Annotated in this window: 19 protein-coding genes and 2 tRNA genes; 9 read left to right on the top strand and 12 right to left on the bottom strand. The window is 37.1% G+C overall.

Annotation, left to right across the window (positions count from 1 at the left end; translation table 11 throughout):
- Together dnaN and FVQ77_07065 are read left to right on the top strand one after the other, a co-directional pair.
- Positions 1–728: DNA polymerase III subunit beta (dnaN, locus tag FVQ77_07070; GenBank protein MBW8050088.1), on the top strand; the 728-nt coding region annotated here is incomplete at its 5' end.
- A gap of 70 nt (positions 729–798) precedes the next feature.
- The gene (locus tag FVQ77_07065; GenBank protein ID MBW8050087.1) at positions 799–1,251 is read left to right on the top strand and encodes a D-tyrosyl-tRNA(Tyr) deacylase; all 453 of its coding nucleotides are present in this window, start codon (positions 799–801) and stop codon (positions 1,249–1,251) included.
- Here FVQ77_07065 and FVQ77_07060 read toward each other — a convergent pair whose 3' ends face one another.
- A complete protein-coding gene (locus FVQ77_07060) occupies positions 1,252–3,867 on the bottom strand; it encodes a DUF3971 domain-containing protein (protein ID MBW8050086.1) in 2,616 nt (871 codons plus the stop codon).
- 140 nt (positions 3,868–4,007) lie between these two features.
- On the opposite strand from FVQ77_07060, the gene FVQ77_07055 reads away from it, so the two are divergent.
- Positions 4,008–4,082: transfer RNA gene (locus FVQ77_07055), tRNA-Val, on the top strand.
- Positions 4,083–4,292: 210 nt separating this feature from the next.
- Here the strand turns inward: FVQ77_07055 and FVQ77_07050 are convergent.
- Together FVQ77_07050 and FVQ77_07045 are read right to left on the bottom strand one after the other, a co-directional pair.
- On the bottom strand, positions 4,293–4,742 hold the full coding sequence (locus FVQ77_07050) for a helix-turn-helix domain-containing protein (protein ID MBW8050085.1): 450 nt from the start codon (positions 4,740–4,742) through the stop codon (positions 4,293–4,295).
- Positions 4,743–4,858: 116 nt separating this feature from the next.
- Positions 4,859–5,434, bottom strand: coding sequence for a DUF1016 domain-containing protein (locus FVQ77_07045; GenBank protein MBW8050084.1), 576 nt, complete (start codon positions 5,432–5,434; stop codon positions 4,859–4,861).
- 320 nt (positions 5,435–5,754) lie between these two features.
- Between FVQ77_07045 and FVQ77_07040 the strand changes: the two genes are divergently transcribed.
- Entirely contained in the window at positions 5,755–6,618 is an 864-nt protein-coding gene (locus FVQ77_07040; protein ID MBW8050083.1) for a restriction endonuclease, read from the top strand.
- A gap of 29 nt (positions 6,619–6,647) precedes the next feature.
- On the opposite strand, the gene FVQ77_07035 is transcribed toward FVQ77_07040, so the two are convergent.
- The 3 genes from FVQ77_07035 to FVQ77_07025 form a co-directional block, all read right to left on the bottom strand.
- On the bottom strand, positions 6,648–7,904 hold the full coding sequence (locus FVQ77_07035; protein MBW8050082.1) for a hypothetical protein: 1,257 nt from the start codon (positions 7,902–7,904) through the stop codon (positions 6,648–6,650).
- 58 nt (positions 7,905–7,962) lie between these two features.
- Entirely contained in the window at positions 7,963–8,214 is a 252-nt protein-coding gene (locus FVQ77_07030) for a DUF1016 domain-containing protein (GenBank protein MBW8050081.1), read from the bottom strand.
- Between the two features lie 147 nt (positions 8,215–8,361).
- A complete protein-coding gene (locus FVQ77_07025) occupies positions 8,362–9,309 on the bottom strand; it encodes a PhoH family protein (protein MBW8050080.1) in 948 nt (315 codons plus the stop codon).
- Positions 9,310–9,493: 184 nt separating this feature from the next.
- Between FVQ77_07025 and FVQ77_07020 the strand changes: the two genes are divergently transcribed.
- From FVQ77_07020 to FVQ77_07005, 4 genes are all read left to right on the top strand, one after another.
- A complete protein-coding gene (locus FVQ77_07020) occupies positions 9,494–10,411 on the top strand; it encodes an SAM-dependent chlorinase/fluorinase (protein MBW8050079.1) in 918 nt (305 codons plus the stop codon).
- A 5-nt stretch (positions 10,412–10,416) separates the two neighbouring features.
- Complete coding sequence (locus FVQ77_07015; GenBank protein MBW8050078.1) at positions 10,417–10,707, top strand: antibiotic biosynthesis monooxygenase; 291 nt, start codon at positions 10,417–10,419, stop codon at positions 10,705–10,707.
- Positions 10,708–10,776: 69 nt separating this feature from the next.
- Positions 10,777–10,860: transfer RNA gene (locus FVQ77_07010), tRNA-Leu, on the top strand.
- A 276-nt stretch (positions 10,861–11,136) separates the two neighbouring features.
- A complete protein-coding gene (locus FVQ77_07005) occupies positions 11,137–12,696 on the top strand; it encodes a hypothetical protein (GenBank protein ID MBW8050077.1) in 1,560 nt (519 codons plus the stop codon).
- Here the strand turns inward: FVQ77_07005 and FVQ77_07000 are convergent.
- From FVQ77_07000 to FVQ77_06990, 3 genes are all read right to left on the bottom strand, one after another.
- Positions 12,693–13,568: a TIGR02757 family protein gene (locus FVQ77_07000; GenBank protein ID MBW8050076.1), complete on the bottom strand. Its 876-nt coding sequence runs from the start codon at positions 13,566–13,568 to the stop codon at positions 12,693–12,695. The two genes, FVQ77_07005 and FVQ77_07000, sit on opposite strands and share 4 nt — an antisense overlap.
- A 277-nt stretch (positions 13,569–13,845) precedes the next feature.
- Positions 13,846–14,634, bottom strand: coding sequence for a hypothetical protein (locus FVQ77_06995; GenBank protein MBW8050075.1), 789 nt, complete (start codon positions 14,632–14,634; stop codon positions 13,846–13,848).
- A 5-nt stretch (positions 14,635–14,639) separates the two neighbouring features.
- The gene (locus tag FVQ77_06990) at positions 14,640–15,587 is read right to left on the bottom strand and encodes an HNH endonuclease (protein MBW8050074.1); all 948 of its coding nucleotides are present in this window, start codon (positions 15,585–15,587) and stop codon (positions 14,640–14,642) included.
- Positions 15,588–15,937: 350 nt separating this feature from the next.
- Between FVQ77_06990 and FVQ77_06985 the strand changes: the two genes are divergently transcribed.
- Positions 15,938–17,914 carry a hypothetical protein gene (locus FVQ77_06985; GenBank protein ID MBW8050073.1) on the top strand — a complete coding sequence of 659 codons (1,977 nt, stop codon included), beginning with the start codon at positions 15,938–15,940 and terminating at the stop codon, positions 17,912–17,914.
- On the opposite strand, the gene FVQ77_06980 is transcribed toward FVQ77_06985, so the two are convergent.
- From FVQ77_06980 to FVQ77_06970, 3 genes are read right to left on the bottom strand one after another with little or no spacing between them, the layout of a single operon-like run.
- Positions 17,831–18,718: a DNA adenine methylase gene (locus FVQ77_06980; protein ID MBW8050072.1), complete on the bottom strand. Its 888-nt coding sequence runs from the start codon at positions 18,716–18,718 to the stop codon at positions 17,831–17,833. The two genes, FVQ77_06985 and FVQ77_06980, sit on opposite strands and share 84 nt — an antisense overlap.
- On the bottom strand, positions 18,712–19,491 hold the full coding sequence (locus FVQ77_06975) for a site-specific DNA-methyltransferase (GenBank protein ID MBW8050071.1): 780 nt from the start codon (positions 19,489–19,491) through the stop codon (positions 18,712–18,714). The genes FVQ77_06980 and FVQ77_06975 overlap by 7 nt, the downstream gene beginning before the upstream one ends.
- 40 nt (positions 19,492–19,531) lie before the next feature.
- The gene (locus FVQ77_06970; GenBank protein ID MBW8050070.1) at positions 19,532–19,867 is read right to left on the bottom strand and encodes a helix-turn-helix transcriptional regulator; all 336 of its coding nucleotides are present in this window, start codon (positions 19,865–19,867) and stop codon (positions 19,532–19,534) included.
- Between the last annotated feature and the right edge of the window lie 509 nt (positions 19,868–20,376).

Here is a 20,376-nt window from a genome sequence, read left to right as displayed (position 1 = left end):
CCAAAGCTATATCAACTACTATTATAGCCGCCAGCAATGATGAAATGCGGCTTGCTATGTCAGGAATACTTGTGCAGCTAAGCAATAAAAATATTACTTTTGTTGCAACTGATAGTCACAGGATGGCAAGATATAGAAGATCAGATATTACTGCAAAAAACGATGCTGAAATTTTAATTCCTCACAAAGCGCTGGCGCTTATTAAAAACTCACTGCCATCTGAAACTACTGAAGTTAAATTTGAGTTTGACAGTACCAATGCGTTTTTCAGCTTTGACCGGGTAAAAATGGTATGCAGGCTTCTTGATGAACGATTTCCTGATTACGAAAATGTCATCCCCACCGATAATTCTAATAAACTAATTATTAACCGTACCGAACTGTTAAATTCATTAAAAAGGATTGCTATTTATTCAAATAAGGCAACCTACCAGGTCAAATTCAAAATTGCCGGCAGTGAGATTCAGATATCTGCTGAAGATCTTGATTTTTCTAACGAGGCCAATGAAAGGCTCTCATGTGAGTTTGAAGGTGAGGATATTGAGATCGGGTTTAATGCCAGGTTCCTTATAGAAATGCTTAGTAACCTTGATTCGGAAATGATAAAAATAGAAATGTCAGAGGCTAATAAAGCCGGGCTGATCTTTCCAGAAGAAAAGGATAAAAATGAAGATGTGCTGATGCTGGTGATGCCTGTAATGCTCCATCAGCAAGCCACTACTGCATAAAAAGTAGGCAGCGGCAGCAGCAGGAGGCAGGACTGCCAACTGCCACTGCCTACTGCTGCTTGTTTGTAAAGTGCGCATAGTAATACAAAGGGTTTCCCAAGCATCTGTTAAAATTGAGGGAAAAACTAAAGCAAAGATCAATGCAGGTTTTTTGATATTGCTTGGCATAACCCATGATGATAATGAACAGGATATTGAATGGTTGAGTAAAAAGATCATCAATTTGCGTGTCTTTGATGACGGGCAGGGGAAGGTGAATCTTGCCCTTAAGGATATTGGAGGAAATATTTTATTGATAAGCCAATTTACCCTGCATGCAAGCACAAAAAAAGGAAACAGGCCGTCTTTCATAAATGCTGCACCCCCTGAAATCGCAATCCCCTTATATGAAAAGTTTGTACAAAAGTTAGAAACCGGGTTAGGGAAAAAGATAGAAACAGGAGAATTTGGAGCCTATATGGAAGTTGCACTTGTTAATGACGGGCCGGTGACGATCATTATTGATTCGAATAACAAAAAATAATCATTCCTCAAAATCAAAATATTCCTCTTCATCTAATATAGTCACCGTATCGGGAACCACAGCCTCTATGGGTTTTCTTTTAAAAAGATCGGTGAATTCTTCTTTTTCATTTTGCCAGCTGCGCCTGATCCTAACTTTTACCCTTTCTTTATCATAGGTTATTTTATAGTCATCAGTAGTGCCTTTTATGGTAAGATATAGAGTTGCAACACCTTGTTCATCTTCTTCAATCGCACCAAACACTTTGTCTTTTATCTTATAGTTTTTTAACGGTATCTTTAATTTGTAATCTATGCTTTGATCGAAACCGTGAGCGCCCATTACTGAAATGGCGCTGACATTTGACCTGATCTCCATTTCAGGGAAAAAAATGGTTCTGTCTTCAATATGGATGCTGTTTCTCAATTCTGAGAATTTAAGATCAGCGAGGCGTTTCTCATCTAAAAATTTTGATAGTTTCCGCATCGGTTCAAAGTTGACTAACTGGCCATTAGCAATTGATGCATCTATATCTGCAATTAATTTATCATAATTTACTTTTAGGTTGCTGTCAAAAAACATATTGACAATTGCCCGGGCAGATATTTGGCCTTTGAGATGTTTATCCGTGATAAAATCCTGGTTAAAGTTTTCAAAAATATAGAAGATGCTGTCTATATGTATCTTCTCAAATCCGGCTTTAGTTGTAACAGCAATTTCGTTTCGCCCTTTTGCGTTGATCATGCCCGAAATATTTAGTTTCCCTCCGCCAACGTTGAACGAAATGTTATCAGAGCTAACTACCTGATCTACTACGATTAGCTTACCTGTAATGTTTTTTCCCCTGAACCTCCTGAATTTTACTGAACCAATATTGCACCCTAATGCAAAAGACAGATCCGGAGAAACAGACAACCTATACTCCCTACCTTCTCCACTCGTCCGTTGTGCCCCGTTCCTTTCATTTAAAAAATCTGTATAATCTGTGGCCAATAATTCATCAAGGTCAAGCAGATCAGAGCGCAGATCAGCTTCCATAAATAAAGTTTGATCTTCAAATAACAGGTAGGGTAGCAAGTTTTTGAAAAAGCCATTGATCAGAAAATCGCTGCTGCCAATTTTTCCGCTGAAATTGGTTGCTGCAATATCATTTTTGTTGAACAAAAAATTGCCATTGAAGTTTTTAAAGTTTAACGAAATGTTTTTTAGCGTTAAATCAAAGTTACGTAACGAAAACTCACCTGACGTATTAAAGTTTTTTGAAAGATTGATCTGTTTTAGCTGCTCAAGACCTCCGGAGAGGTCCATATTGATCTTTAAAGTTCCATCAGCCTGGTCAATCCTGTCATTTGGATAATATGCAAGTAAAGTGGCAATATCTATATTCGCATCAATGTTGAACGAAATATAGGGTGAATCAAAATTTTTTATTAAAAAGCTGCCTTTAAGCGGCTTTCCGTCCAATTCCGCTTTAATGCCTGATAGCGTTAATGAAGAAGATGATTGGTTATGCTTTTTTCCATTTGAAAATTTTCCTGCTAAGTTAACTTTTTTAATTGAATGTTTGGAATCCGGCATGCCTGCCTGCCCCACTGTAGCTTTGAGAGGCAGGTAGAAGGAAGCGTTATTAAATCCGAATAATATATCTATTGCAGGAGTGGCGGTTTCAGAGATGTTACCAATGATCTTTCCCGAAAAATATACACTTCCTTTACTTTTATAAACACTGAATTTTTCATACAAATCGCCTGGAAGTAAAGAAAGTATTGTTTGAGCAGTAGTCTTTTTCCCATCTATGGATAGATTGATGTAATCTATTTTCTGTTTATCCTTCGTCCCCCGTCCCCCGACCCACTTTCCCTTAATACCAAATTCAGAATTCTCTACCTGCAGAACTGAAGGATTGATCTTTAGAATTTCGTTTTTCTTATTGTAAATAAGATCACATTCTAAAGAAATATTCTTTTTGCTAAACCAGGTGCTTTTATTTAATTGAATTTTATATAAAAACAGATTGCCATTTAAGCTTATGTTCAGCAGGTCCCCTTCATAACGCAATCCCGCATTAGTGCCGGTAGAAAGAAAGTGAACAGCTTGTTTGGATTGCTGGTTATCAAAAAGAAACAACACATTTTTGAAATAAATTTTTTGCAGGTCAAAAGAGAATAGTTTATTTTCTGAGGCGCCGGTAATACCGGGTTCAAATATTGTGAAGTTATTATTTCCATCTTCATCAATACGAAGGAATATTTTAGCATCTTCTAACCAGATCTCATCAATGACATAATTTCCTGAGATCAGATCCTTGATATTAAATGTGCAAAATATATCTTTTGCTTTAACAAGACATTTTCCCTGCCTGCGCTGGAGCTTCGGCAGGCGGGCATCTTCCATGTTACTGCCTTCTATCACGATCCGGTTAAATGATATTGATACATTGGGAAATTTATCAAAGACCGACAAAGAAATTTTATCAGCAAATATTTTAGTTTTGAGATGTTTATTGATTTCGGCTACACAAAGGTTAATGATCTTATCCTGGTATAGCCAGGTCACCAGGACGCCACCACTAATAAGCAGGGTAAGTGTTATTGTAATGATAGCCAGCAGGTACTTTATTATTCGTTTAAATTTCATAGTATCTCAAGTATCTCAACTTAAACGAATAAAGTGAGGAAATGATTATTTATTATTGTTTTTTTTACGGGAGGTTTTTGTAATCTGGTTAAATAGGATTAACTTTGCAGAGGTAAGATTTGGCTTAAAAAAATCAATCCGGGCGGTTAGCTCAGCTGGTTCAGAGCATCTGGTTTACACCCAGGGGGTCATAGGTTCGAATCCTATACCGCCCACAAAGAAAGTCGGCAATCTACAGTCCCCAGTCGGCAAAAAACAATTGCCGACTGCTGACTGCCGATTGCCGACTGCTAACTGCCGACTATTATTGTGGGATTCCGTAGGTTTCTCAATAGCACACAGGGCTTTCTGTTTATTTGAATTAATTCACCCTGCCTAATTGATGAAAAAACTTAACCTTCTAATTTAACAGTTCGAGAGCAAAATTAAACAACAACAGCGTTTTCTGTTTCTTTTTCTGTGTTCATCGGGCTTGCATTACGAAAATACCTGTTCACCTCATTTACCAATTTATAAGAACGGTTAAAAGCCTCTTGAGAAACCTTGAAATAAGCGGATAGCTTACGAATGGTTTCTTTAGAAAGCCCCTTATGATAGTTCAATATTTTGGAAACCGTTCCTTTAGACAAATCTAAGATTTCAATAAGGTCTTTGGGTTTCAGGTTGTTTTCTTCCATCAAAGCTTTAATTAACTCAACAGGGTTAAGATCATCAAATGAATTATGCTCCGTATCCCATTTTTCAATCAAGAGGGTAAGCAGTTCAATTTCATCAGACACAGCTTTTTTATCCTGAGCTAAAAGTTCTTCAAGAACGTTGCAATACTCATTGTATTGCCTATCGGTTTTGATGATGGAGTACATTAATGTTTCCATTTTTGCAATCTTTAAGTATATACATTCACAATATATTGCTTCCCTTCATTACACAGCTTTGTATATGCTGTGTGAGTTCCTATCCACTATTGAAACGCAAAGATAAGTAAAAGGTTTCACAAAGGGAAACATTTATAATCATTTTCTTTCTCAAAAATGTGGAAAATAATTGGAAAATTGTTTGCATTGTAAAATATAACAAAAATGTAGCGTTGCTGACGTTTCGTAAAATGCCTGAAAGAAAAGTGCTGCAATAGCTTTCCTCCCGATACCTGAACAGTTTTATCAGATTGGTCAGCCGGTGGCTGACTAATCTGTAATTCTAATTGTTCAGCCATTGGCTGAATATTCCCGATTTTCAATTGGTCAGCCAGTGGCTGATGAATTTCCAAACTCAAAACATCAGGCAGTGCCTGATGAATTTGCGGATATACGGAGTAAAACTGTCTGAACAATCTAAGATTAGTAACAGAAAAACCTTTCAATTTCTTTTTGTGCAACTCATTTGATAAGGTTTGTAACAGCTTATTGCCATATTTAGCTCTTTCTTCACCCTTTTGCTCAAATTCAACAATGTAGTAACCAATAAGCCAATTACGGATGGTAGCCAACTGATTTACCGTACTTAATGCTTTTTGCTGTAAGGAGTTTTGTGTAAGCTCAATGGATTCTATTAACTGCTCAAATTTCATGGTCGCTAAATTAATCAATATTAACTATTTCAATGCCTTCGCCCTGTTGTATTATTTCTTTGAGTTTTTGATTCAAAGAAATGGGAGTAGGGCAGGTAATGTTATCGGTTGTGGGTGAAAAAACGGCAAAAAAAGTGCTTTGCAAATGAAGGATATCGCCACTACCGGCTCAGGGCATTATATCAATATCAGCAGCTTCAGCGATGCACAGGAAAATTTAATTAAAGAAATTAAGGACTCCAGCTTGAGTAGGGCTTATAGAAAGGAAGTTTTAACTATTTTCTTTTTATGTTTGTGCAAATTAATCCTGAAAATATAATATGGCTATAATTAAAGTTTATAGTTATGATCGTAAGCAGAGCGTTGAGGTTGAAATTGATAATATTTCATCTCCGGAATATGAATCCATTAGAAAAAAACTCACTCAACTTCTGGAAGAAGAACAAGCATATAAAGCTATAGCAAAATCATTTATTTACGCAGTACAAATCTGTCCATTAGCTAATCCAAGTGATATATGGCAACATATTATTTATAGAATTTATCTTGATTGCGGCAGAAATGAACAAAGCTGGAAAAGGGCAAGCGGACAGGCATTCGAAGAAGCGTTTATTGCTCTTTACAATCCCCACTTTATTGAATATGGAGTAAGATTAGTTGTGTTAACCAAATTATCTGCTTCCAATGCCTTATTCCAAATGGGTTTACAGGGTAAAATTGCCCCTTCAAAAATGGATATTGCAATTGAAGGTGATTGTGGTACCGGAAATAAAAATTGGAAGATTCTCGGAGTGATTCATGCAAAAACAAGTATCGCAGAAAGAATAAAAGATGATGCCCCTGCCAGTAAAATTATTATGAATAAAGGATTTCTCTCTACCTGTATTACGCTTGATTCCAAATCCTTTCCTCCTCCGCATGGAGATGCTATAAACTATGGTGAACTTGGGGGTCGTGTCCCTGATAAACTAAATATATCCGTTCAACCAAAGAGAGATTATTTTGAAGTGGATGGGGATTTTACTAACTGCTATTCCTATAATTTACGCACACCGCCTAGCCCTGAAATAACCCGATCAGGGTTTAGAATAAATACATTATCTTTTTCTGAAGATCAGCCAGATAAATTTGTAAGAGACACTTTAAGTTTTTGGAATGTTAAGAAGCATGAATTATGTGTATAGGTGCATAAGTATTAAATGCAATATTGTCTTTATTTTTTAAAGACAAGAATATGTTCCTTGGATATACCACCACCGTCATTACCGAGATTCATCATTCTCTTTTTTCTTAGTTCTCTTGTATAATGGTGCTTAAGCTCAACCCCATGATTATTAAGCAAATCCACTGTAATTTGAGCATTATTAAATTGAGTTCTTGACAGTACCCGGTTTCCGATTACTATTATTATCCATTTTTTAGTTACTCGTACCATTTCTTTTAGCCCTAGATCATAATCATGATAAAAAGCAACAGCTTCTTTATAATGTTTCGTGTTTCTGTTATTGATATTCTCCAAGGATATTGCTAATGATTCTGATTCAGGTGAAATTTTATTATTCTTCTCTGCCCCTAAAAACAGATCTTTATGTTTTTTAATATCATCAGGGGCAAAACCCAACCAAGCCAGCATATTTTTTGAAAACTGAAAGTACCCCACACCATTTTTATCATCTGCATATGGAGGAGAACAGATAATAGAATGAAACTGCTCTGAATCAAATGACAGATTCTTTATATCCCTTATTTCAATATTCGATTCACAACCAGGAGGGAGAGTATCAATTCTTTCAACAGCGATAGTATATCTTTTAGCAAATGCTTTATAAATGTCCGGGTTAAATTTTTCAAGATCATCACCTTGTAATCTCCTCAGCCGCACTTCACCTCTATATGTGAGCATAACATCTCTGATCGATGCAGAAAGGATAACATGAAATAAATTTTTAAGTTTAAGATCATCATTCGTAACCTTGTTTGTTGCTTTTGCTAATGAATCTATTTGGGGGATTGTATATTCCTTGAACCAGTAATTTAATTGGCGATCAAAGTGGATACTGAATTGATTCGTTAATTTCTGACTTAGTGAAAGGATATTTTTATATGCCATCTCTATTATTCTTGGAGAGATATATGTTGTTTTCGCTTTACTAATTAATACGCCTAGCGGATTTATATCACCTCCAGCATTCTCCCGGCCAAGCAATGTGCTTTCAAGAAGCACTCCACCTCCCCCACAATACGGATCAAGTACGCTTTCCGGTTCTGGCACATAAGTTTGTATCAGCTTTCTGGCAAGAGGGGGATTCATTGCAGCTATATAGGGATGGATAGCGTGCATCGAGTGTTGAGTGTCAAAACCATTGAAAGATAAATCTTCATCATATAAATTGGCTTCTAACAAATCAGATGGCTTGACAGGTTCAATCTCTTTTATTTGAAAAACTTCTCTCTCTGCTGAAATTGGCATATTTCTGTTTAAAATAGAATTCCTAAATTTTACTTTGTAAAGGTAATAGAATTTCCAGCTAATTTGATTTATTCCATATGGTATCTTCAATATTTACAACTACTTGCTGATTTTTCAATTCTTTTGAGAGTGTTTTTAGTAGCTTATCCCCATACTTAGCCCTTTCTTCACCCTTTTGCTCAAATTCAACAATGTAGTAGCCAATCAGCCAATTACGGATGGTAGCCAACTGATTTACCGCGCTTAATGCCTTTTGCTGTAAGGAGTTTTGTGTAAGCTCAATGGATTCTATTAACTGCTCTAATTTCATACCGCTCTAAAATATGTTTTAGGGAAATAAGTGATAGTACGTATTCCTTGTACTAATTTTGGTGATTTAGGAATTGAGTGCCCCGCCTGCCTTGTATTGGCTTTGTGAATGGCCTGTCCGCCAGACAGGCGGGCAGGTTTGGTGATTTTACTTTTTAGGAGTCCATTTTCCATAGGCATCTACAATATCTTTCACCAACCTATGCCTGATCACATCGCTGGAGTCCAATTTTACGTAACTTATATCTTTTATATTTTTCAAAATAGCCATAGCCTCTATCAAACCTGATTTTTGATCTTTTGGCAGGTCGATCTGGGTAGGGTCTCCTGTGATGATCATTTTTGAGTTAGCGCCCATCCTGGTCATGAACATCTTTATTTGCATGGTAGTGGTGTTTTGTGCTTCATCGAGCAAGATAAAGGCATTGCTCAATGTTCTGCCCCGCATATATGCCAGGGGGGCAATTTCAATGATGTGGTTTTCCTGGTAATACTTCAGCTTTTCAGGAGGAACCATATCGTTTAATGCATCATAGACAGGCCTTAAAAAGGGATCAACCTTTTCCTTCATATCTCCCGGTAAAAATCCTAAATTCTCACCGGCTTCAACTGCCGGCCTTGTAATGATTATTCTTTTTACTTCCTTGTTTTTTAAAGCTCCTGCAGCCAGGGCTACTGAAATATAGGTCTTCCCCGTACCTGCCGGTCCAATTACAAATACAAGATCATTTTTTTGAACGCTTTTAACAAGCTTTGCCTGGTTTCCTGTTCTTGGCTTAATGGCTATGCCTTTATTTCCATAAATTATAATTTCCTCTTCAGGGGCGCTGCTTAAGTCCTGGGAAGTCTTGTCAAGATAAGTTTTTATATTTTCCGGGGTTATTTTTCCATACTTTTGATAATGGGCAATAAGCCCATTCAATATATCGTTGATCCTGATTATTTCAGGCGGGCTTCCCTTTATTTTTATTTCATTACCTCTGGAAACAATTTTACTTTGTGGGAACGAAGCCGCTATCTGTTTGATATTATGATTTTCTATACCGAGAAAATCCACCAGAGATACATTGTCAAGTGTGATAATTTTTTCTACCAATATTTTGTAAATTTTAAAATACCTAAAATTTTAGTTCTGTATCAATTTTTACGCCTTAATTTCAGGCATTTTTTAATTTTAGCTCTTTTAGGCATTTGTTAGTGCAATATTATGACAAAGATAATAAATTTACAAATTAGTTTCAGTTTTTAATTTAAATTAGCGAATTATCAAATTATCAAAAATGCCATTGATCACTTTTCTATCGGATTTTGGAGATAAGGATCACTACATTGCTGCGGTAAAAGCAAAGATCTACAGCTCAATTCCCAACGCTTCAATCGTAGATATTAGTCATTCGGTTGAGGCGTGGAATATAGCATATGGAGCCTATATCCTTCATGCTGTCTTTAGGGAATTCCCTGAAAATACGATCCATATTGTATCAATCAATTCTCTTGACCAAAGAGAAGACAAATTTATTTCTATAAAGTTAGAAAATCATTATTTTATAGGAGCCGACAATGGATTATTTTCTTTGATAAGTGATAAAAAACCTGATATAATAGTAGAATTATCCAGCAGCCCCCTTATAACTCCAAGCCCCCCTGAATCGGAGAAACGGGGAACCGGAGAAACGGAGAGCAGTAAAACGAAGCGATTCACCGATTCACCGATTCACCGACTCACCGATTCGGTAAGAAATAGTGGCGAGAGGGATTTAGGGCTGGCTGCATCAACTGCTTTTCCTGAAAAAGACATTTTTGCACCCGCTGCCATCATTTTAGCCAATGAGGGCAATATCCGGGATCTGGGACAGAAAATTAAAAGCATGAAACAAATGCTTAACCGGCAATTGAAGGTTACAAAAGACCAACTATCAGGACAGGTGATACATATAGACAGCTATGGAAACCTGGTAACCAATATTGACGTAAACACCTTTGAAAGGTGTAAAAAAGGAAGAAAATATAAGATAGCTTTTGGAAGTGAAATTATTGAAAATATTTCAAAAGTATATAATCAGGTAGAAGGGGGCGAATGTGTATGTCTGTTTAACAGCAATGCTTTGCTCGAAATAGCTTTTAACAAATGGAACGCCTCGGAAGCGCTATACCTGACGTATGATTCTGTAGTAACTGTAACATTTTATACTAAGTAAATATCATGCTTGTAAGAATCGTCAGAATGACTTTTAAAGAAGAAAATGTAGAGAAGTTTTTGAAGATATTTAAGGATTCTAAGAGCAAGATCAGGAATTTCAAGGGCTGTACTCATTTAGAGCTTATGAAAGATTATCATCAGGATAATATTTTTGTAACTTACAGCTTATGGGAAAATGAGAAATGCCTTAATGAATACAGAAACTCTGAACTTTTTAAAGAAGTCTGGAAAAATACTAAAAAATTATTCTCCGAAAAATCGGTTGCCTTTTCGCTGCGTAAAACCGATTTTTAATTCGTTTTAAATTAATTTGCAAGTCTAAAATCAACAAATGGGAAATCAACTAAATCACCAAATAAAAATGCCCGGATGGCGGAATTGGTAGACGCGCTGGTCTCAAAAACCAGTGGAGGCAACTCCGTGCGGGTTCGACTCCCGCTCCGGGCACATGAATAAAAAAGTGGATTCAAGTAATAAATGCAAATTTGAAAAACTAAAACTAAAAACCAATAACCATTAACTAAGATGTTTTGGCAAATATTCCTTCAATCATCTCAATTCAGTTGCATTTGTTACTTGAATCTAAGAAAAGAAGGTGGTTTCACAAAATTTATTCAAATATATTTTTTTAGTTGTAATATCTCATGGAGTAAAATTTCACTTTGCATTTTCCTATTTCCCCCCTTCGCCCCGCACATAAATTTTTCAAAGAGATTTATTTGTTTGTTTTTACTATTAATTTTATGTGCGGGGTTCGGGGAGACTAAGGGGGGCTTTGCCCAAACTCTCGTATCCCAACAACTATTCTCATTAAGCTGCCCATATAGAGAGCCGGACGGACGTATTGAGCTTATTAAGATCTCTGATACAGATTTTATCACCCTCTCTAAAACAAAAGGAAACCTTACCGGGAGAAAATCTCTATACTTACTGGAACGTTATGATCTTAATTTAGTACCCAAATGGAAAACCAGGCTTACAGTTGAAAAATATGAAGATCATAAAGATCTGATCTATCATAACGGGGAAATTGTACTGCTCTCCGTTGTTCACAATCATGATCAGTACTTCAGTAAGCTGTTTGTCTATGGATTTGACCTTAAGAAAGGCAAAAAAATATGGTATAAGGAGCTGGACTCTGTTGCTGTGGAAAAATGGCAGAATGCATATAGCAAGGGTAGCGTAAAAGAAACGTTCCAGGACCTTATTAATTCCGGAATAAGAAAAAACTTTATCACGCCATTACAATATGAATACTATACCGGCTTTTCCCCGGATAAAAAAAAGTTTATTGCCTGGCGTTATGATTATAGCAAGGAACGCCTCTATGCAAACGTGAAAATTTTTGATAATCGCTTTGAGAAAATTAATGAAGCCGTTATTCCATTAGATAATTATGCAAACTATGGCATTTTTTTGAACAACCCTGGAGACATTTATATTCTTAATGCAGATGCAACGGGCAGGATAATTGTGATACAGTATGATCTGACAACAAAAGAAAGTAACCTGCTTGAAATTGAACGAACCAATAATAGCCGTGAAGATTTTAAATTATTAATCGTTGATGATAAGATCGTCTATGTAGCTAATTTGAACTTACTTGATAATCAGCTCATTGGAGTCATGTATTCCAGGTTTAATTTTGAAACCTCAGAGGTGGAAGAAATTAATTTTTATGAAATATCTCAAGATTTAGTAAAACGAATTGATAGCGCCAGACAGCAGGAAACATCTTTATATGGCCCGGAAAGCTGGATGAATTATGAAATTGCCGGCTTCAGGATAAATCAAAATGGAGGAGCATTATTTGTACTGGAAAACAGGTATATGTCTCTTTATGGGTACCTGTACATAAAAAGTTTAAAGAACATTTCAAACTGGTATGAAAGAAGCGCCCTGATAAAAACGGAAGGAATTTTGATATTTTCTTTTGACTCAACCGGACAGCTTAAATGGGAAAATTTTCATCTAAAATCCCAGGTAAATGCAGCTTATGATGGGCTTAATTCCGTTTCTTTTGTAGCTGAAAACTTCAAAGATAAGTTAAGTTTTCTCTATGCTTCATCCGATATAACTTTATCAGGTTTGAATAAAATAGAGCTTGTTGAATTTGATAAGCATACAGGTGAAAAGATCAAACACATGTCCCTTCCAAATGAATTTAAACTAACGCTTGTCAGAGCATATAGCTTTTGGCCTGATCAGCAGAATTTGATAATAGTAGGAAAAAAGGGGGTGATGGGGAGGAGGAGTTTGATAAGCAGATTTGAATTAAATTAACATCTAAAATCCGCAATCCCCAATTCGAATTCCGCCATCTCAAACTTTCCCACTCCAAACAATGCAAAATCATATTTCACGGGATCGTCAGGATCAAATTGCTTTAAATTTTCCGTTAGCTCTAAAGCAGTGAGCCAATCGGTTTGCTTACGGGTAATTAAACCCAATTTGCGGGCTGTCTTATCCACATGCACGTCACAAGGGCAAACTAATTGTGAAGGTTTCATCTGCCAAATACCAAAATCTACGCCCTTATCGTCTTTTCTAACCATCCACCTCAAAAACATATTCAACCGTTTACAAGCAGATTTTTTTGCCGGAGTTGGAATATGCTTTTTCGTTCTGTGAGGGTAGTCATCAAGGCTAAAAAACAGGTTGTGAAAGTTGATTAATGCTTTTTCCATCTCCCATCTTGCCACCCTTTCGGGTGGTCGCCCGTTAGGGGTGGCATCATACCACCCTTTCGGGTGGTCACCCGTTAGGGGTGCCATCTCACACGTAAAGGCGTCTTCAAGCGATTCATTTTTAGAATAATAATCTTTGAAAAAAGCAATAAAATAGAGCGTATCGGTCGCATTAAATGTTCTGTGCTTAAAGTTCAAAAATGGTTTCAGATCGCTCTCTTTATGATTCATAATGAAGTCGTAAGGAGCGCCATCCATTAATTTAATCAATTCATTACATTTATTAATGATGGTTTTACGCTGCCCCCAGGCAAGGATGGCAGCCCAAAATCCCATGATCTCAATATCATGCTTTTTTGTGAATTGATGGGGAATTGAGATGGGGTCGTTTGGGATAAAATCGGGTCTGTTATATAACGCTGCTTTTTGATCTAAAAATTCTTTAAGGATTCTCCAATTTGTGTGCATGAATAAATGAACGGAAGGTCTAAATTTTTTTACAAACGAAGCCTTGGAAAAAATTTAGAGAATTTTACCATTTTAGGTCTCATATTATTATTGGGGATTATGTCAAAAAATGGACCAAATCCCTGGTTTAAATAAAACATTGAACGGCCGCGCATATGTTTCGTTGCGGTTTGAGAACTACGTCACCGTCTCAGAAACCAACCGATTATTGAAAACGCTAAGGTATGAATATTCTCGTCAACCGCGATGAAATATATGCGCTGTTAGGGGCAGTAATTTATTCTTCAAGTTGTCTGAATGAATCGCTGTCGCTCTTGTCCCCGAGAGTAAAATTTTTTGTCGCTTGAATCATTCTGCGTTTTAATTGTTTTTTTACTTCTGGAATGTCCATTTTTTCACTTGCTTCAAGTAAATAGTCAAACTGTTTTTTATGTAGTTCAAATTGTTTGTCTTTAACTTCAACCGTTTTTAAATCAGCTTCTGCATTTTTTAATCGAGAGTCCGCCTCAAGTTTGCTCAAAAATGCTTCTCGTCCACGCACAAATACAAGTCCAGCAGTTGATACAATTGCTTTGTATGCTTTTTTTGTTTTTCCCCAAACTGTCAAAATCCACGAACCGTACGAAATGCTTTCAATGTAAAGTTGCTCATCTTCTTTTAAAAGTGCTTTCTCAATGTCTCCTTGTGGATGCTGAATTAAATATGATTGTAATTCTTGTGCTCTGTCGTTGTGTATGAGAAAGTAGATTGCATAAAGTGTCCTTAAACCATTCAGTTTGGTTTCAATTACGGAAATTGGAACTCTCTGTCCCATATCTCCCATATCAATTACAAGTGTGGGATTTTCATCTTTGTTTCTTGTGCTAATCAAATTCACAGTCATATTCGTGTCAGTCCGAAAAAAGCGAAGCATTAAATTTCCGCTAAGCCCTAATTCAAATCTGTCGCCTTGTTCCCAGTCCGCACCAGAAACGATTGAGCGACCTTTAATGATTGAGATAATGTCGGCAAAGTTAGTCGCGGTTGCTTGTTCTAATTCGTATGCTCCGATTGTAAATTTTGTCATAGTTTCTATTTTTTATTGTCTGTGTCAATAATTTTCATTAGACGATTTGGTAGAGGAGGAAAACTCAAACTCCATTCGTCTAGGTCGTCCTTAAACACTTTAAGCATTTCCTGTGCATTTTCTAAATCAGTTCTTTCAGGTCTGCGAAGTGTTGCTTCTAATTCTTTGTAGGTACGATTAATTTCGTCCTTCAATTCTTGAATATTATTTTCCTTTGCTTTACGATAAATAAATTTGATTATAGTCAACCCCCACATTGCTACTGCCAAATTCCGTAAATGAATAAAAGCGTCATAAGCAATGTTGTCTCCGATATGAATACATTGTTTTGCAATTTGGATTGCTTGTTCTCTTTTTTCTTCATCGTGTAATGAAGGAGAGAAGTCAAGGGCAGTACCAAAAATGGAAGTTGCCATATTATATGTCATTCCCCCTCTTGTCTGACCTGCGGCTTCTGAGAGAAATTCAAAAACCTCAAATGCTATCCGGAAATTAGAATGGTTGGAAAATTTATTCAGTTGTCCTATTATTTTTTCTCTTTTGTCCCAATTTGCACTGAAGTATTCTTCTTTTATTTTTTCAATTTCTATTATGATTATTGCATTTTTTGATGCTGTCAAAAGGGCTTCTTCGTTCAATTCTATGATTGGATTATTAAGTGCCCCAAGCGTTTTTTGTCTTTCGTTTTCGATGACTTGATAATGATGTTCTCTAAATTTGATTATTGCTTGTCGAGAAAGTTTTTTACTCAAGCTTCCTTTAATTGTCGCAAAATTATGATGTTTAAAGCATAGTAAAGCAAGGTTGTCAAAGTCGTTGTTAGTTCTAACACTGTCCAAATGGTGAATATGGTCGCCTTTTTTTTGGCAAACACAACATTGTAAGTTCGATTTAAACATTACTTCCGCCTCTGTCTTAGGTGGTATTTTTGTCGATTTCTTTTTTGTCGTCATTGTTGTCATCTGTCTTTTTATTATTGCCCCTAACATTTAGGATTTTATCCGCAATTTACGCAAAAAAATATAATTCAGAGTGGCAAAGTAAGCATAAATTGCGGATAAAATTGAGTTGAACGGAACCGCCTGAGCACCAACGCTTATGCTTATGGGAAAGCAATGTTTAAGAATTGAGAAGCGGTAAGTAAAAATCAGCAGAAAATAAGGATAAATCATTGAATAAACAGTGATGCAACGATTTTCCGTGCAAAAGCGCAGCATATAGGCAAAACAGGGATGATTAATTCCCTAATATAATGACTACTTTTGCCGGGTGCTTTTTTAGGTGTTTATTCGGTAGAAAATCAATGAAACTCAGAATTCACGGTGACAATATCATTGAGTGCGAACGCACTTTAGAACTTATTGTAAGAGCGTATGGTGCTACTGTGGAGAGGATTTCGGATAATTTGTATTGTCCTCAGTTTCGGGTTAATGTAAGCGGCAATGCTAAGTTTGATGCAACGCTTTATTCGGGACATGGGAGATGGGGAACAAGTATCCAAAGTGCACTAACTTTGGAAAAAGCGCCAATCCGGGAAGCCACCGATGCCTACATTACAAAAGAAGTAGACGGAAATGAGGAAATTGTTCTCGCTATTGAATATTGTAACGCACTTCCTGCTGGTAACAATGCCTGGCAAAGAAGTGGTAGAGCAGTTACTTGTGCGGAATTGGGAATCCCGTATTTCTACTATGCAGAGGTTGGAGGTGTAGAACTGGACGAGAATAGGGTTGTAAAAGCACCAAGGTTCCCAAATCCGATTGTTCCGTTTTCTTACTTGTCTGCAAGTGTATCTCTCGATGTGGTATGCCTTCCGGTTTATGAAGCGCATCCAGCTATTACAGAAGATTTACGAAATAAATTCCAGCTGGTCTTTGGCCTTGAAGATAGCTTGGTATTGCTGAAAGCAATCATTGATGGAAACAATCATTCCGATGCATTTGAGGCATTGAAGAAAAAAGGGCTTTCGTTGGTAAGAATACTTGCAAAAGAACGGAAGCGAATTGATACACTTAAAGGGAAACAATGGGATGAGTTCCTTGATGCTGTGACTGGCAAAGACAGAGCGGAATGGCTTGCAACTGACGATGTGGTGCAGAAATGGAAGCGCAAGCGGTCGGGGAAGGTTAATGTTACACGGAATTTTGACAAGCTGTCAGGAAAAATCAAAAAGATTGATTGCATTTCGATTGGCGCTAAGGAGATTCCGATATGCCTAATATCTAAAGATGAATTACGTGAATTTGTGAAGATATTTAAGACCATCTATGGTAAAGATGTGGGTGATTTCATTAACGAATTGAAAGTGCTTAAAGAACCGTTGGTTGTGGTTTGGATTACGGGTTTCAAGCCAAGAGGGGATGATTCGCGACCTGACCGGGGATTGGTGCCATTGGCGCGAATGGTTTTCGGTAATGACATCAAAATTCTGACGATTGTTTCCGGCCCTGCGATAAAAAGCACTTGGGATACTTTCAAGACAAACCCTGCGAGATTAGCAGAAACCAACGGTTTGTGGGAGGCGATATTGAATTTGAGCAACATGGTCTTTGCGGACAGTACTACTTCCAAGCATGGGCCTCTCTATCATATCGAGGAAAGAGCATTTAAAAAGAGAACCAAGAAAATTTCAATTCCGATTTCCAATAATGTCCCCAATCACTTTTCGGAATATGATGTTGATACTGTGTTGCATGTTCTCTTTTCACATCAAGAAAAGCATGGGATATATGAGGCAATGTGCAATCCTCCTGGTGGCGATTGGAGTGGTATACTGGTTTTCGATAAGGTTAAGAAGCAGGAATATAAGTGGACTTCTTTGCCCAGAGTTTCCGGTTCTAACAGGAAACGTCCTGATTGTGCCATACAGCTTTACGATGGCGATGAGATTTATATCGCGATGGAATCAAAGAACGTATCAAGGGATTTGGAAAAAGATGTAGGCACTCGTCTAAATATGTTTTTAAAGGATATTCTGTGCAGCCAGCCAAATGCCTACAGGTCATTAAATGGGGAATGGAGGGCTTATACTGATAGTGCAGCACCAGTAAAGAAGTTCCAATCGTTTTCTGCTGGTGCGTTTTGCTACGGTGATGATAGCCAGTTAGTGGCCGCAATGAAAAAAGGAAAATTGGACATTGCAATTGCTCTGGAGTTCAAAGGTGAAAAGGAAGTGTCAATACTTCACCTGAAAACTTCAAAACATTGTGGGTTCTTTGCTAACCTCTTGATGAAAATTGCCGAGCAGTTTAGTGGGGGGATTGAAGTTAAGATACACTGATTCGTACACCGCATCTATGTTTGTTTTCATCATTTTAGTAAACGGTGAGTTGCCTGTCTTAATTAACACTTTGTTTTCGTAAAGTTCCTCCGGTAACTTGTAATCATATTCTCTTTCTCCGGCAACTCCGTCAAATGTGAGAATCCAGTTAGCCCCAAGCGAATTGAGCCGTTGCAATTCATTGAAAAAGGAATCAAGACAAAATTCGTCTTTCGTGTATCGGCCTTTGGTTCCACCATAGGGAGGGTCAAGAAAAATGAAATCATCCTTTTCCACACTGTCAAGGGTGGTTCGGTAATCGGTGTTTTGAAAAGTAACGTCTTGGATGAAATAATGCCATTTAAATATTATCTCTTTCAGTTTTTCCGGATTTATACCGGGTCTGCTTAAATGAAATGAATTATTGAAGTCGCCATTTGAATTGAACCTAATAAGGCCATTGACGCAGGTTCTCGTAAGAAAAAGAAAATCGTGAGGATTTCTCATCGCATTGAAAGAGTCCCTCACTTCATAGTAAACCTGATAACCTTCTGCTTGCAATCTGCTCCAACGCTGTAGATATTCTATGGCAGTTTTTTCAGGTTCGTTTTTTATAGTATTCCAAAGGTCAACGAGTTCGGTAATGATATCCCCAGCAATGCCTACCTGTGCTTTGCGGAATGGCAGCATAGCACCACTTCCGATAAACGGTTCAAAGTACCTTTTGGTGACTTTAGGGATTAAACGGCCTATTTGGGGGGCGACTTGTCGCTTGCTGCCTGACCATTTTATTACCGCCTCGACTTTGGAATTTGGTTTCAACATTCTAATACTAATTGGCTTTTCGTGACTTCCAGATATTCGTTCAATCGTTTTTCAGCAAGGTCAATATATTCCTGATTTGTTTCAAAGCCAACGACTTCCATACCGTATTTCAGCCCTGCAATCAGTTCTGTTCCTGAACCTGCAAAAGGCACGAGAAGTTTACCGCCTTTGGTTCCTGAAATCATTAGTAATCGGTCTGATAATCTTAATGGTTTCTGTGTGGGATGATTGCCGAAAGCTATTTCATTCTTGTTTTTGTTATTCGGGATGTCCCAAACTGTTCTGAGTTGCTTTCCGGGTTCCTTTAGGTTGTCTCCCTTGAAACGTACCTGTTTTACATCTTCATAATTAAAAGTATATTGACGTTTATTGCCTCCGGTGTGTACCCAAAGGATTGTTTCATGGCTTGCGGTTAGTCGTCTTCTAGCAAGATTTGGGAAAGCGTTTCGCTTGTACCATACAACCTCATTGATTATTTCTAATTCAAGCAATTGGCAAATTACATTAACGAAACCGGAATTATGGTAAGTGGAGTGAATCCATATCGAACCGGTCGGTTTAACAAGTCGTTTGAGTTCTGAAAGCCATTGATAAGCGAATGCGAAAATTTCGTTACCTGTCAGCAAATCCCAATCGTGATTAGCGAGATTCCAGTTCCCGCCAAACCCATTGAGTTTTTTCTCTCTGTCGTACTTCCAAGATGCCCTTGTTGATGCACCATAAGGAGGGTCGCAAATAGCCATGTCAAAGGAATTATCAGGATATTTTGACATTCCCTCCAAAGCCTCTTGCAAACATAATTCTATGTTGTCTTTAACCAGTTTTTTCATTTTTCTTTTTTTTTAGATAAGGAATAACTTGTTCCTTAACAAGTTTAACAGCGTTTAGGGTTGTTTCATTAAGCCCATATTCTTTGATTATTTTTTTCGCTGTCACTTGAATTCTGAGGGTTTTCTCAGAAATTCCAAAAAAATCAGCAATTCGTTTAACTTGTTCAAATGTCGGAAGACGTTCGCCTCTTTCTATCTTACTCAACATTGTAGTGTCAATATCAGTTCCCTTTGCCACATCAAATAATCTTAGGCCTTTTTTTGTTCTTCTGTTTCTGAGATATTGACCTATTTCCGTTATTGAATTTATAGTTACCATGTCTTGCTTGATAATGACTTGTCAAATTTTGTCAAAAATACTACAGATTTGTAAAATGTCAATGGATTATTTTAAAAAGTTTTCAACATTTTTTTGTGCGTTTGCAAAAACAAGCTCTTTCAAATTTTGCTTTACCTTGAAAAATAAATACTCTCAAAGCAAAATTTGAATGTGCTTGCTGAGTGTTGGCAGAAGATTAAATAAAAATCTCTGAGGGCGGGCTTTTTTAATTTTTTTTCAATCCACGTACTTGTCAAAGAACTGTTGACGTTTCTATTAACAACTTTTGTGTCCAACTGTTAATGATTCACCCTATTTTTAAACATGTCAGTTTTTAGGCGGGCTATTGTAGGTAACTTGTTTATGGATACCACGTTATGGTTGTAATACAGTCATTTTTGGGTGGATTACAACCATAAAATGGTATATTATTTTGATGATCTTATAAACTCTGCCTCGAAACTACGTTGATATTCCTTTTTAGAATTTCTCCCGATAGCAACCAGGTC

The organism is Cytophagales bacterium (assembly GCA_019456305.1).
Taxonomy (GTDB): domain Bacteria; phylum Bacteroidota; class Bacteroidia; order Cytophagales; family VRUD01; genus VRUD01.
Note: the sequence above shows the minus strand (reverse complement) of the source record. Positions and strands in the feature narration are given on the sequence as shown.

What these genes read in the sequence shown, in the direction of transcription:
- FVQ77_07060 (MBW8050086.1), bottom strand. Translation starts at nt 3,867, where the DNA reads ATGAAATTTAAACGAATAATAAAGTACCTGCTGGCTATCATTACAATA.
- FVQ77_07050 (MBW8050085.1), bottom strand. Translation starts at nt 4,742, where the DNA reads ATGGAAACATTAATGTACTCCATCATCAAAACCGATAGGCAATACAAT.
- FVQ77_07045 (MBW8050084.1), bottom strand. Translation starts at nt 5,434, where the DNA reads ATGAAATTTGAGCAGTTAATAGAATCCATTGAGCTTACACAAAACTCC.
- FVQ77_07040 (MBW8050083.1), top strand. Translation starts at nt 5,755, where the DNA reads ATGGCTATAATTAAAGTTTATAGTTATGATCGTAAGCAGAGCGTTGAG.
- FVQ77_07035 (MBW8050082.1), bottom strand. Translation starts at nt 7,904, where the DNA reads ATGCCAATTTCAGCAGAGAGAGAAGTTTTTCAAATAAAAGAGATTGAA.
- FVQ77_07030 (MBW8050081.1), bottom strand. Translation starts at nt 8,214, where the DNA reads ATGAAATTAGAGCAGTTAATAGAATCCATTGAGCTTACACAAAACTCC.
- FVQ77_07020 (MBW8050079.1), top strand. Translation starts at nt 9,494, where the DNA reads ATGCCATTGATCACTTTTCTATCGGATTTTGGAGATAAGGATCACTAC.
- FVQ77_07015 (MBW8050078.1), top strand. Translation starts at nt 10,417, where the DNA reads ATGCTTGTAAGAATCGTCAGAATGACTTTTAAAGAAGAAAATGTAGAG.
- FVQ77_07000 (MBW8050076.1), bottom strand. Translation starts at nt 13,568, where the DNA reads ATGCACACAAATTGGAGAATCCTTAAAGAATTTTTAGATCAAAAAGCA.
- FVQ77_06995 (MBW8050075.1), bottom strand. Translation starts at nt 14,634, where the DNA reads ATGACAAAATTTACAATCGGAGCATACGAATTAGAACAAGCAACCGCG.
- FVQ77_06990 (MBW8050074.1), bottom strand. Translation starts at nt 15,587, where the DNA reads ATGACGACAAAAAAGAAATCGACAAAAATACCACCTAAGACAGAGGCG.
- FVQ77_06985 (MBW8050073.1), top strand. Translation starts at nt 15,938, where the DNA reads ATGAAACTCAGAATTCACGGTGACAATATCATTGAGTGCGAACGCACT.
- FVQ77_06980 (MBW8050072.1), bottom strand. Translation starts at nt 18,718, where the DNA reads ATGTTGAAACCAAATTCCAAAGTCGAGGCGGTAATAAAATGGTCAGGC.
- FVQ77_06975 (MBW8050071.1), bottom strand. Translation starts at nt 19,491, where the DNA reads ATGTCAAAATATCCTGATAATTCCTTTGACATGGCTATTTGCGACCCT.
- FVQ77_06970 (MBW8050070.1), bottom strand. Translation starts at nt 19,867, where the DNA reads ATGGTAACTATAAATTCAATAACGGAAATAGGTCAATATCTCAGAAAC.